This window comes from Haladaptatus sp. DYSN1 (assembly GCF_029489995.1).
In the GTDB taxonomy this organism is placed as follows: Archaea; Halobacteriota; Halobacteria; order Halobacteriales; family Halococcaceae; genus QDMS2.
Genome location: NZ_CP120470.1, coordinates 636594 through 648979, shown reverse-complemented (window position 1 = coordinate 648979; position 12386 = coordinate 636594). Strand labels below are relative to the sequence as shown.

The following is a 12386-nucleotide window of genomic DNA, read 5'->3' as shown; positions in this document are numbered from 1 at the left end:
CCGAGTGTCAGACAACCTCATTGTAGAGTTTGAGCACCCCTCCCATGACTGACGCCGAAATCACTAGCGCCGAACCGAGTACCCCCGAAACAGCCCTCTCTATCGAGGAAGCGGGGAATCTCGCACAGGACATCATCGACAACGTAGAACAGGTAATCGTCGGGAACCACGGCACCGTAGAGCAGATCGTGACGGCCATCCTGGCCCGTGGGCACGTCCTGCTCGAAGACGTTCCCGGCGTCGGGAAGACGATGCTCTCTCGCGCCGTCGCCCGCTCTGTAGACTGTTCGTTCAAGCGCGTCCAATTCACCCCCGACCTGTTGCCCTCCGACGTGACCGGCGTCAACGTCTTCAACCAACAGACCCGGGAGTTCGAATTCCGTCCCGGCCCGATTTTCGCGAACTTCGTCCTCGGCGACGAGATAAACCGCGCCCCGCCGAAGACCCAGAGTTCGCTGCTCGAAGCGATGGAAGAAGAGCAGGTGACCGTAGACGGCGAAACCCACCGCGTCCCCCGCCCGTTCACCATCATCGCGACGCAGAACTCCGTCGAGCGAAATCGCACCTACGAACTGCCGATGGCAGAGATCGACCGGTTCATGAAGAAACTCCACCTCGGCTACCCCGACGAGGACGCAGAGAGCGAGATGCTCCACCGGGTTGTCGGCCACCACCCAATCGAGAAACTCGAACCTGTGGCGACGGGCGAGGACCTCCAGTCGGCCCGCGAAACCGTCGCAGGCGTGTCCATCGAGGAGCCGATTCGCCGCTACGTCACGCAAATCGCGGGCTACACCCGCGACAACGCCGTCCTCGGCGTGAGTCCCCGTGGTTCGATTTCCCTCCTGCGGGCCGCCCAGGCCCGGGCGGTCATCGACGGGCGTGACTACGTCATCCCCGACGACGTGCAGTCAGAAGCTGTCTCCGTGCTCGCCCACCGTATCCAACTCGGGGCGGACGCTGCGGGCACGACCCGGCGCGAGCTCGTCGAGGCGGCCCTTGAGCACGTCTCCGTGCCATGAGCCTGACGCGTCGGGGCTACGTGGTGGTGGGCGTGTGCGCCCTGTCGCTCGCGATGGCGTTCATGTTCGGGAGTCGGGCGCTCAACGCCGTCGTCGTCCCGGCAGCCGTCGCGCTGGTCGCCGGTGCGATTCAGAGTATGCGACTGCCGAAACCGGACGTCACCCGCAGCCAGCCCGCCCCGGGGTTTCCGGGCGAAACGCGCTCGGTGACCCTCTCGTTCGAGGGAACCCACACCGCGAGCGCGAGCGTCGAGGAAGGCGTCGGCGAGGGCCTCGCCACCGACCACACTCGATTCGAAACCTCGGTTCCCGGCACGCTCACCTACGACGTCGAATACACCCGGCGCGGGGAGCATGAACTCGGACCCGTCACCGTGGCCGTCCGAGATATGTTCGGCCTTTTCGAGCGAACGTTCGAGTATCCACTCACGACGAAGGCGCTCGTCTACCCGCGCTTAGAGGACCTCTCCGACGACGCCCGCCACGCGCTCAACCTCCTGTTCGACGAGATGGCGGTCGTCACCCGCCAGGAGTTCGACAACCTGCGTGAGTACGTCCCCGGCGACCCGCTTCGTGACATCCACTGGAAGACGAGCGCCAAGCGCGACGGCGACCTGCTGGTCGCAGAATTCATCGGCGAAGCGGAAGAAGACGGGCTCTCTATCGTCGCGGAGGGCGACGCCGGCAAGGCAGACGAGATGGCCTGCGCCGCCGCGAGCGTGGCCACCTACATCATCGACGCGGGCCTCGCCTGCGACGTGACCGCACCCGGGGGTCGAGTTTCCCGCGCTCGTGGCGACACACAGCGAAACCGCGTGCTCACCCTGTTCGCCCAGACCCCCGCCGGTCGGGTCGCGACGACGCGCCGCGAGATGGCAGACGTACACATTTTCGTCCCGAGTGAGGGTGAAACGACCGTTCGGCTTCGTGACCGCGAGGTCACATTTACCGACCTGACTCGTGGGACTGCCGTCGCCGCAGACGGCGGGCGGGTGGAGCCATGAGCACCCAGACCCGAACCATCGTCGAGCGCACGGAACTCGGCCTGCGCGACCCGCTGCGCCTGCTCTCGTTGGTCACCGCCGCGCTCCTCACGATTTCCTACGTGAGCGTCCTGCTTTCGGTGACGAACGTGGTCGGCGGGTCGAGTGACCTGCTGGTCATCGTCGGCGTGACGCTCGTCGTGAGCACGCTGCTCGCCCGATATCTCTCCTCGTGGGTTGCGCTCGTACTCGCCGGCGTCCTGCTCGTGGGTGGGATGGCGTTCTACCTGACTTCGATTCCCGACGGCTTCGCGCTGTTGTGGCAGACCGAACGCATCACGAGCGACGTGACCGCGCTGCTGACGGGCCTCTCCATCCTGCGCGTGACCAAGGCGAGCGTGTGGGCGATGGCTATCGCGCCCGGCCCCGTGTTCCTGTCGTGGTACTTCGTCATGCAGCGACGCTACGCACTCGGGGCCATCGTCGGGGCGGCCCCGCTCGGGCTGTTCGTCCTCACGGGCGACGCGGACCTGCTCATCACCGCGATGGGCGTCACCGCGGCCGCCGCGCTCGTTGGGTTCGGTGAACTCGAACGCCACAACGCCTCGCTTGGGCAGGCAGACCTGCTGACGGTCGTTCTCGCGACGATGGTCGTGCTCTCGCTCACCCTCAGCGTGGTTCCCGGCGGCGCGTCGAACCCCCTATTCTCCGGCCACAGCGGCGGGGAGACAATCGAGTCGAATCTCCTGACCGCAGACGAGGAGGTTGCCATCCTCGGCAGCATCAACCTCTCGCCGGAAGTGCGCTTCAGCGTGGAATCCGAGAGCGCGCAGTACTGGAAAGTCGGGAGCTACGACCGCTACACCGGCGGCGGCTGGGTCCGGACGGGCGAGAGCGAACTGTACACCTCCTCGCTTCCGCGACCGGAGGGTGACTCCCGACGGCTTGTCCAGAACTTCGAGATAGAGACCGCCCGGATGGCGACCATGCCCGCTGCGTGGAAGCCAGTCGCCGTCCGAGGGGCGCAGGCAGACCGAACGCGCGTGACCCAGCACGACGGCATCCAGCCGCTCGGCGCGCTGCGCGCGGGTGACGAGTACACCATCGTAAGTCAGGTTCCGCGGACGCATCCCGACCAGTTGCGTGCCGCGGGGACGGAGTATCCGGACCACATCAAAGACCGGTACCTCCAGCTGCCCGAATCGACGCCCAACCAGGTCGGTGAGTACACGAGCCAGCTGACCGCGAACGCCGAGAATCCGTACGACACGGCGCGTGTCATCGAAACCTGGCTCGAAGACAACCGCCAGTACTCCCTCGACGTTGAGCGACCAGAGGGCGACATCGCCTACGCCTTCCTCTTCCAGATGGACAGCGGCTACTGCACCTACTACGCGACGACCATGGTGACGATGCTGCGCACGCAGGGCATCCCGGCTCGCCTCGCTGTGGGCTACACGCCCGGCGAACAGGTCGCAGAGGACAAGTGGGTCGTCCGCGGGCTGGACGCCCACGCCTGGGTAGAAGTCTACTTCCCCGGCACTGGCTGGGTAGAGTTCGACCCGACCCCGGCCGACCCCCGGGAGAACGCAGAGACCCAGCGTCTGAACCAGGCGCGCGCCGCTGACGAGCCGAACGTGGACACCAACGAGACGGGCGAGAACGCCCAGACCCAGACGACGCAGACGCCCGACACGGCGACGACCACCGCGACCAACAACTCGACCTCCACCGGACCGTCCGACGACCGCCTCTCCGAGATTCTCGGCGGCGACCCCGGCGTTCAGACGACCGTTGGACCGAGCACGCCGCCCGGCGGCCCCGAGGGAACCGACCCGAACACCGACGAAGACGAGAACGGGGGCATCCCGATGCCGACTCGTGAGCAGGCCGCCGTTGGCCTGATTGCGCTCGTCGGTATGGCCGCGGGGGCCCACCGAACCGGCGCGTCGAGACGCGCCTATCGCGCCCTCTGGTTGCGCTGGCCGCAGTCTGGAACCCCGAGCGAGGACGCCGCCCGGGCGTTCGCCAGACTCGAATACCTGCTCTCGCGTCACCACGGGCCCCGACGCCCCGGCGAGACGCCGCGCCAGTTCCTCTCCCGCGTCGAGGCTGACGAGGCCGCCCGTCGGGTCGGAACCATCTACGAACGGGCGACCTACGCGGGTCGAGTGACCCGTGCGGAAGCAGACGAGGCACTCGCCATCGTGAGCGACAAAGTCCGCGAACGAACGCCGGTGCTCAAGCGATTGAGCCGGTAGGACGACAGCGACGAACCGGAAACACCCGTCGGGTGGCCCGGCAGGCGGCGGCGCTCGATTTTTGCCCTCTACTACCCGACAGCGTTTTGTAGAACCCTTTCGTAATTCGGGACGTAATGAGTGAGGTATGCTCGACATGCGGGCTGCCTGAGGAACTCTGCGTCTGCGAAGACGTCGCACGAGAGTCTCAGCAAATCAACATCCGCATCGACGAGCGTCGCTATGGGAAGGAGGTAACGATCATCGAAGGTCTCGACCCGAAAGACGTCGACATGGACAGTCTTTCCTCGGACCTGAAGTCGAAGTTCGCCTGCGGTGGCACCGTCGAAGACGGCTCCATCGAGTTACAGGGGAACCACACGGGCCGCGTAGAGGACTTCCTGCGCGATAAGGGCTTCAACGTCGCCTAACCTTCGACCGAATCGTTATCCGGCCCCGGCTGGGCCCAACCATCCACGTTCTATTTTATTCAGAGCGACCGCGTTTTCGAGAAGGAGCGCGACGCGGCAGGTAGCAGAGCGGCGAGGCAGGAATTAGAACGGCGAGTCAGGCCCCTCGTTGGCCTGTGCTGAGTCGGTTTCGTTCCCGGAGACGATGTCGTACTTCCACGCATCGAGGCCGCCAGCCATGCTCTCGACGCTGGCATGGGCAGTGCCCTCGTACGAGGCGATGAGTCGCGCCGCCTGCACGCTCGAAATCCCGTGTGGGCAGACGGTCACGATGTGGTCTGCGTCGGCGAGCGTCGGAATCTTGCTCACGAGGCTGTGAAACGGGATGTTCTCGCTGCCGGGGATGTGTTCCCGGGCGAACGCACCGGGCGAGCGGATGTCCACGACGCGCACGTCTGCGCCCTCGTCGAGGAGCGATTTGACCTCGTCCGGCGCAATCTCGTCGTCGCTGAGGTCGGTCATATAGGGTTGGTACTAGTTCAGATAGGATAAGCGTCTGGGTTCATACGGAGCTGAATATTTGTGAGTCAAAACAGTTGTTTCGAACACCTCGAAAGCCCCCGAGTGCTCGGCTCCCGCGACCACAGCTGCGCTCCTCACTCGCTTCGCTCGTTGCGGTGCTTGCTGGGTCGGGGTTCGCCGACCCCTCGGCCCCTTTCAGTCCCGCCCCGTAGTCCCGCCTCAGCAGACCTGCCCTTCCCCGGGTCGCGCGACGAGACGCGCGTCCCGGCCCTCGTGGTTGAGGCTGGTGATTGTGGCTGGTGATTGGGGCTGGTGGTTAGTGCTGGTGATTGAATTTAGATGAGCCCTTCTTCTTTCGCGAGCAGAATCCCCTCGATAGTCGCGTCGTTTGCGGGTTCCTGTCGGGCGACGTCGAGGGCGTCTTCGACGGGAACCGAAGTCACGGTGATGAACTCGTTGCCGTCCAGTTTGCGTTCGACGGGCCGCAGACCCTCCGCGAACACGATACCTCGGCGGTGGCGAAGCACCCCGGTCGAACACCAGAACTCTTCGAGCAGGGCGAGGCTGTCGGGGGCGAAGCCGGTTTCCTCTTGCAGTTCCCGCGCTCCGGCCTGCGTGTAGGATTCGCCCTGCTCGACGATACCGGCGGGGAGTTCGAGACACTGCTCGCCGATGGCCGGACGATACTGGTCGACGAGGATGACTTCGTCGTCTGCGACGGCGACGACCACCACGGCGGCGGGCAACTCCGCCCAGTAGTACTTCTTCTCCGTGCCGTTCGGTTGAGAGACGAGATCGTAGCCGCCGGTGTACCAGCCGGTTTCGTACTCGGCTTTCGATTCGAGGACGGGCCAGTCGTGGTCGCGAGAATCTGTCATACGTCCTGTGTGATAGCCACCCGATAAAGTGTGCCGTTCTGGGTGACGTACACGGTGTCTCCCTCGACGGCCGCAGGGTTGCGATTCCCGAGGGCGGAGCGTTCGTCGAACGGCGAGTGGGTGAAGGCTTCTTTGAAGCCAACCGGGCCGTCCCAGTAGGGTTCAGACTGGCCGTCTGCGAGCGCGGCCGCAGTGAACGGATAACGGTGGCTCGGCAGTTCGGAACCGTTTACCGCCTCGTGGTCGCCCTCTGCGGGCGTCGCGGTCAGGTAGTAGGGGTCGCCGCTCTTGAGCAGGCTCGGAACCGCGCCGAGCGCGAGCAGGAGGACGATGAGTGCGCCGATTGCGAGCAGCGCGTTGCGGGTGACCGTGCGCATGGTCGTCCTTCGAGCCGGACGCGAAAAAGCACCTCGTTAGTCGAGCAGCACGTCGCGGTAGATGCGACCGAACGCCTGGCGACGGAGCGTAGCGATGGCCGCCTCGGGTTCGTTCTGGAAGGTCGCCGCGACGACGGTGTCGGCGAAGGGCGCGACGTGCCAGACGACGTTGTCCACCGTCTCGCTCCCGGCTTCGATGACCTCGTAGCTCTGGTGGGCCGCACACCACTCGTCGAATTCCTCGCGGGTGCCCACGGTGACGGTAAGCAGCGACGAAAAGAGGGCGTTTCGCGCGGTCGTAACCACGTCGCCGGTGACGCGGTCGTGGTACTCCGTGCGGTCGAAGTCCATCGCTTTCGCCGTCTCGCGGACGACGAGTTGGGCGGCCGGGCCGACCTGTTCGAACTGCTCGCGGGCGTCGGCTACCGTTTCGGGTGCGAAGAGGCCGTCTTCGTGCATGGGTGGTGAACGTGGGCGGGGCAGTTACGCGTTTTCGTCTTCGTCGGCCTCGCGGTGGGCCTTCGCCATGCGTTTTGCCTCCTCGATTGCTTCCTGCGTTTTTGCGTCGAGTTGTGGCGACTGCTCCGGCGGTTCGATGTCGTGGGGGAGGTTCTCGGTATCGTCCTCGAACAGGTCGCCCGGGCGCACGTCGTCGTCGTGTTCGTGGTCGTGTTGGTCCGTCGTGTCCTCGAACACCTGCGGATACTCGCGTTCCTCAGCGAACTCGGTGACGCGGGCGGCGAGTTCGCGATGTCCCTCGTCGGACCAGCCCGGCGCGTGCTCGTCGAGCCACGTTTCGTGGTCGGCGTTGCCGAGCATCGCGGTGAACGCGAGGTGGTTGGCGAGGTGTTTTCCGTCCATCTGTGGCGCGTCACAGACCGGGCAGGCGTATCCCATGTCCGGCTAGACGGGGGCCGTCGAAAAAAGGGACTCGTCTCAGTTGTCGGACTTGACGAACACGAGCGCGTCCTCGCCATCCTCGTAGTAGCGAGGAATCCGGTGGTGGGGCATAAAGCCGTACCGCCGGTAGAGCGACTGGGCCGCCTCGTTCGACTCCCGGACTTCGAGTTTCACCGTCTCGACAGCGTTGGTTGCGAGGACGACCAGTGCCCGCTCAAGGAGGCGTGCGCCGATGCCCTGGCCGCGATGGTCGGGCGCGACGGCGAAATCTTTGATGTGGCCGATTGGCCGCCCGTGGTTCGGCACGATGTCTGCGACGACGTAGCCGACGACCTCGCCCGCCTCGGCGACGAGGAAGCCCGGTTCGTCGACGAAAAACTCGAAGGCAGCGTAGGGCCACGGCTGGGGGAACGACTGGCGTTCGATGCGAAATACGGCGAGCAGGTCTGCGAGGGTCGCTTCCCGAATCTCGACCGGTCCGCCCGCACCCTCGGCCGTCGTGGTCACGAGAGAGGGTACGCACTGGACGCTATATATCACGTTTGGACGAAAGTTTTTTTAACTTACAAATACAGTGTAATAATTGCACCCAAGTGAGGGTGTTCCCCCAACCCCAACCTCAGTATCCTTTTCGGGACACCGCAGAACATGTTAGCAGACGCTCAGGTTCGTAAAAATCGAAAACGTGAGAGGTTCGTTAGTCGTCCGCCGGTGCGGCGCCGCCTTCGGTCTGCATCTTCGTGTGTGGCAGTTTGCCACCGTCTGCGAGGATGCGGCGTTCGCGCTCGGAGGCTTCGAGTTCGGCGGTGAACTCCCAGTCGTCGTTGACGCGGACCGTGAACTCTTCTTTGCCCTCACGGACACCTTCTGCGACGTCGTCGACGATTTCGATGTCGTCGCCCTGTTCGAGCGTGGTGTACGTCTCCTCGTCGATGACGAGCGGGACGAGTCCGAAGTTGAACAGGTTCGCCTTGTGGATGCGGGCGAACGACTGTGCGAAGACGCCCTTGATGCCGAGGTACATCGGACAGAGGGCGGCGTGTTCGCGGGAGGAACCCTGCCCGTAGTTCTCGCCGGCGACGAGGAAGCCGCCGTCGGAGTCGAGGGAACGCTGGGCGAAGCTCTGGTCGACACGCGAGAGCGTGAACTCGGAGAGCTTCGGGATGTTAGACCGGTACATCAGGATGTCCTGGGTTGCAGGGATGATGTGGTCGGTCGTGATGTTGTCCTCCATCTTGAGGAGTGCCGAGCCTTCGAGGTGGGCGTCGAGTGGGTCCTTCAGCGGGACGTCGCCGATGTTCGGGCCCTTCACGAGGCTGTCGTCGACGGCCTCGTCCGGCGTGATGATGTCGGCCTTCGAACCGTCGTACTTCTCGGGCAGTTCTGCGCCGGGTGCTTCGAGGTCACCGAGTTCCTCGGCGAAGTCTCGTGGGTCGACGATTTCGCCCTTGAGACCGGCGGCGGCGGCGACTTCCGGCGAGCAGAGGTAGACGTTGTCGTCCTCGATGCCGGAGCGGCCTTCGAAGTTGCGGTTGAACGTCCGCAGGGAGACGGAGTCGGAGGCTGGCACGTGACCGATACCGATACACGCACCACAGGTTGCCTCGGAGAAGTTGACGCCAGCGGCCATCATCTCTGCGACCCAGCCCTCACGGGCGAGGAGTTCCGCAGACTGCTTGGAACCGGGAGCGACGATGAACTCCGTCTTCTTGTTGACTTCGCGGCCTTTGACCATCTTCGCGGCCGGGAGCATGTCGGTGTAGCCACCGTTGGTACAGGAGCCAACCATGACCTGGTCGACTGCGGTGCCAGCGACTTCGCGGACTGGCACGACCTTGTCCGGCATGGACGGGCACGCGATGAGCGGTTCGATGTCGGAGAGGTCGATGACGATTTCGTCGTCGTACTCCGCGTCCTCGTCCGGCTGGAGGTCCACGTATTCGTCCTCGCGGTTGACCTTCGAGAGGAAGTCCTTCGTCTTCTCGTCGGTTGGGAAGATAGAGGACGTCGCGCCGAGTTCCGTACCCATGTTGGTGATGGTCGTACGCTCGGGGACGGTGAGCGTCTCGACGCCGGGGCCGGTGTACTCGAAGATTTTGCCGACGCCGCCCTTGACCGAGAGGCGACGGAGCATCTCGAGGATGACGTCCTTCGCGGTAGACCACTCTGGAAGCTCGCCTTCGAGGCGAACGTTCACGACTTCAGGCATCTCGACGTAGTACGGGCCACCGCCCATGGCGACGGCGATGTCGAGGCCACCCGCGCCGATGGCGAGCTGGCCGAGGCCGCCGGGCGTTGGCGTGTGCGAGTCAGAGCCGAGGAGCGTCTTGCCGGGTGCGGCGAAGTTCTCCTTGTGGACGTTGTGACAGATACCGTTGCCGGGGCGAGAGAAATATGCGCCGAAAGTCCCGGCCGCAGAGCGCAGGAAGCGGTGGTCGTCGGAGTTCTTAAAGTCGAACTGGTAGGTCTGGTGGTCGCAGTACTGGGCTGCGAGTTCCGTCTGGACCTCGTCCATTTCCAGGGCTTCGAACTGGAGCCAGACGAGCGTCCCCGTCGTGTCCTGTGCGAGGACCTGGTCGATCTCGATGCCGATTTCCTCACCTGTCTCGAGTTCCCCCTCGACGAGGTGGTCAGCAAGAATTTTTTCCGTAAGCGTCTGTCCCATAACGGCTTGAGATGCAGGCTACACGGTTATAAATCCCGTGAAATTAGCCATGGAAAACCATCATAAACACCGGTTTCGTCGGCAACTTTCTCGAAATTATTGCCATTTTCTTGGAATCTGATAGACACATGGTAACGTACACGGTTTTGAATTTCGGCAGACCTTTGCTATCGGGCCAGTCACCCTCCAGTATGTTCAGAAGCGGGCAATTCGTCGCAGACCACGTGACCCCCGTCACCGCCGACCAGATTCAACCGAACGGCATCGACCTCACGCTCGAAGCGGTGTTCGAACAGCGCGAACCCGGCCGCATCGGCATGGACGGGAAGGAAGTGGGCGACCGCCAGAAACTCGCGGGCGAACAGGTCGTCGAAGTGCCCCCGGAGGACCCCGACCCGAACGACGCTTACTACCTGCCACCAGGCGGGTACATCGTGCGCTACGCCGAAATCGTCTCCATCCCCGAGGACCACGTCGGGTTCATCTACCCGCGCTCGTCGCTCCTTCGTAACTCCTGTATGCTGAACACGGCCGTCTGGGACGCCGGCTACGAGGGCAAAGGCGAAGGCCTCCTGCAGGTCCACCACGACATCGAAATCGAACACGGCGCACGCATCGCCCAGCTCGTCCTCGCCGACGCGGACCACGAGGATGTCTACGAGGGGAGCTACCAGGGCGAAAATATCGACTGAGAGCTTTCAATTTTATTAATTAAATTATAAATTAATTCCGATAGCGACAGATTTTAATTGAGCTTGCCCGTGGAAGGTTCCATGGCACGTCACAACACGCCACGACGGACCTTCCTCAAAGGAATCGGCGCGGCTGGACTCGGAACGACACTCGCCTCCGGCAGTGCAGGAGCCTCCCTCCCGCTCGTCGACGACCTGCTCGACCTCACGAGCGACGACGCACAGGAAGTCCTCGTGGTGTTCGACCAGAGGGAGAACGTCTCACTGCTCTCCCAGCTGGACCTGCTCGACGGGTTCGTCGGGATGAACGTCTTCCCCATCGGGTACACACGACTCACCGGCAGTCAAATCGAAGAAGTCGCCTCCTGGGACAGCGTCCGGCGCATCGAGGCGAACAAGGAACTCGACTATCACAACGCGGACGCCCGCGAGGTGACCGGCGTCTCCACCGTCCAGTCGGACCTCGGTTACAAGGGAGACAACGCCCACACCGCTGTCATCGACTCCGGAATCTCCGCCCTCCACCCCGACCATCAGGAGAACCTCCAGCACAACTACCGCTATCTCAACCCGCTCGGGTCCTCGGGCACGACGTTCTGGGTGGACGTCGGTTCCATCGACACCGACGACAATGGCCACGGCACGCACACGAGTGGCTCCATCGCTGGCGACGGGTCGAACACCGAGGCCAACCGCGGGATGGCTCCGAGCGCGGACCTGACCGTCTACTCGGCGGGCCTGACGCTGCTCGTCATCCACGCCGTCTCGGCGATGGACCATCTCGTTTCCGAAAAACTCGCCGGGAACACCGACGTCCAGGTCGTCTCCAACTCATACGGGAGCGCGAGCGGGAACGACTACGACCCCGACGCCGCGCTCAACGTCGCGACGTGGGAAGCCTTCGAGGCGGGCATCCTCCCCGTCTTCTCCGCGGGCAACAGCGGCCCGGCGAACAGCACCCTCAACGACTACGCGAAAGCGCCCCACGTGCTCAGCGTGGCTGCGACGAACGACCAGAAAGCAGTCACCGACTTCTCCTCGCGCGGGCGGGCGTCCTCGTACGCGGGCGAGACGAACTACGACCGGCAGACGGCACTCGACAACCTCCGCGCCCATCACGACGGCGAGTCGGTGAGTGGACCGGTCGGCCTCTACCGCAACGGCGTCGGCGCACCCGGCAACGCCGTCGTGAGCACGCTCTCACCGCTCGACCCGCTCAACGCGACGGGTGGCGGCAACGACCTGTACTACGGCCCGCTCAGCGGGACGAGCATGTCCTGTCCCGTCACCGCCGGAATTGCCACGCTCGTCGTGGACGCTTACTACGACGCGACTGGGTCCTACCCCGACCCGCTCGACGTGCTGAACACCATCGAAGCCGAGAGCAACGAAGTCCGTGCGGACTACACCCCCGCGAACATCGGTGCCGGGTTCGTCGACGGTGACGCCGCCGTCACCCGGGCCGCGAACGGAAACCTCGCCGACTTCAGCGAAGTCGACATCGTCTCGGAATAATCAGACCACTCTGGTAGACTCCCGGAGGACCGCTCCGGAGTGCCACACCAGATGCTTTTCCTCTGCGTGCAGTTCCGCGTGCTCGAACGCCTCGTACTCGCTGCTCGCCCGGACGCGAAAGCCACAGTCCGGAACCGGACATTCGTACTCGTATGCCATGCTAGAGATACACACTCAAAGAA

At 64.1% G+C, this 12386-nt stretch carries 14 protein-coding genes; 6 read left to right on the top strand and 8 right to left on the bottom strand.

Going from position 1 to position 12386, the window contains the following annotated elements; genetic code table 11:
• Positions 1 to 44: 44 nt before the first annotated feature.
• The 4 genes from P0648_RS03435 (at position 45) to yciH (ending at position 4676) form a co-directional block, all read left to right on the top strand.
• Positions 45 to 1022, top strand: coding sequence for a MoxR family ATPase (locus tag P0648_RS03435; RefSeq protein ID WP_277505210.1), 978 nt, complete (start codon positions 45 to 47; stop codon positions 1020 to 1022).
• Positions 1019 to 2026: a DUF58 domain-containing protein gene (locus P0648_RS03430; protein WP_277505209.1), complete on the top strand. Its 1008-nt coding sequence runs from the start codon at positions 1019 to 1021 to the stop codon at positions 2024 to 2026. The genes P0648_RS03435 and P0648_RS03430 overlap by 4 nt, the downstream gene beginning before the upstream one ends.
• Complete coding sequence (locus tag P0648_RS03425; RefSeq protein WP_277505208.1) at positions 2023 to 4266, top strand: transglutaminase domain-containing protein; 2244 nt, start codon at positions 2023 to 2025, stop codon at positions 4264 to 4266. Before P0648_RS03430 ends, P0648_RS03425 begins: the two co-directional genes overlap by 4 nt.
• A gap of 116 nt (positions 4267 to 4382) precedes the next feature.
• Positions 4383 to 4676: a stress response translation initiation inhibitor YciH gene (yciH, locus tag P0648_RS03420; protein ID WP_276245642.1), complete on the top strand. Its 294-nt coding sequence runs from the start codon at positions 4383 to 4385 to the stop codon at positions 4674 to 4676.
• A 123-nt stretch (positions 4677 to 4799) separates the two neighbouring features.
• Here yciH and P0648_RS03415 read toward each other — a convergent pair whose 3' ends face one another.
• From P0648_RS03415 to P0648_RS03385, 7 genes are all read right to left on the bottom strand, one after another.
• Entirely contained in the window at positions 4800 to 5177 is a 378-nt protein-coding gene (locus P0648_RS03415) for a rhodanese-like domain-containing protein (protein ID WP_276245643.1), read from the bottom strand.
• A gap of 335 nt (positions 5178 to 5512) precedes the next feature.
• Positions 5513 to 6055: an NUDIX hydrolase gene (locus P0648_RS03410; RefSeq protein WP_276245644.1), complete on the bottom strand. Its 543-nt coding sequence runs from the start codon at positions 6053 to 6055 to the stop codon at positions 5513 to 5515.
• The gene (locus P0648_RS03405) at positions 6052 to 6432 is read right to left on the bottom strand and encodes a hypothetical protein (protein WP_277505207.1); all 381 of its coding nucleotides are present in this window, start codon (positions 6430 to 6432) and stop codon (positions 6052 to 6054) included. Before P0648_RS03405 ends, P0648_RS03410 begins: the two co-directional genes overlap by 4 nt.
• Before the next feature lie 36 nt (positions 6433 to 6468).
• Positions 6469 to 6891 carry a DUF5809 family protein gene (locus P0648_RS03400; RefSeq protein WP_277505205.1) on the bottom strand — a complete coding sequence of 141 codons (423 nt, stop codon included), beginning with the start codon at positions 6889 to 6891 and terminating at the stop codon, positions 6469 to 6471.
• Positions 6892 to 6915: 24 nt separating this feature from the next.
• Entirely contained in the window at positions 6916 to 7329 is a 414-nt protein-coding gene (locus P0648_RS03395) for a DUF5810 domain-containing protein (protein ID WP_277505204.1), read from the bottom strand.
• A 39-nt stretch (positions 7330 to 7368) separates the two neighbouring features.
• Complete coding sequence (rimI, locus tag P0648_RS03390) at positions 7369 to 7839, bottom strand: ribosomal protein S18-alanine N-acetyltransferase (RefSeq protein WP_276245648.1); 471 nt, start codon at positions 7837 to 7839, stop codon at positions 7369 to 7371.
• A 190-nt stretch (positions 7840 to 8029) separates the two neighbouring features.
• On the bottom strand, positions 8030 to 9997 hold the full coding sequence (locus tag P0648_RS03385) for an aconitate hydratase (RefSeq protein ID WP_276245649.1): 1968 nt from the start codon (positions 9995 to 9997) through the stop codon (positions 8030 to 8032).
• A gap of 128 nt (positions 9998 to 10125) precedes the next feature.
• Between P0648_RS03385 and P0648_RS03380 the strand changes: the two genes are divergently transcribed.
• Together P0648_RS03380 and P0648_RS03375 are read left to right on the top strand one after the other, a co-directional pair.
• Positions 10126 to 10689 carry a deoxyuridine 5'-triphosphate nucleotidohydrolase gene (locus P0648_RS03380; RefSeq protein WP_277505203.1) on the top strand — a complete coding sequence of 188 codons (564 nt, stop codon included), beginning with the start codon at positions 10126 to 10128 and terminating at the stop codon, positions 10687 to 10689.
• An 81-nt stretch (positions 10690 to 10770) separates the two neighbouring features.
• Positions 10771 to 12204, top strand: coding sequence for a S8 family serine peptidase (locus tag P0648_RS03375; protein WP_277505202.1), 1434 nt, complete (start codon positions 10771 to 10773; stop codon positions 12202 to 12204).
• On the opposite strand, the gene P0648_RS03370 is transcribed toward P0648_RS03375, so the two are convergent.
• On the bottom strand, positions 12205 to 12363 hold the full coding sequence (locus P0648_RS03370; RefSeq protein WP_276245652.1) for a DUF1059 domain-containing protein: 159 nt from the start codon (positions 12361 to 12363) through the stop codon (positions 12205 to 12207).
• Between the last annotated feature and the right edge of the window lie 23 nt (positions 12364 to 12386).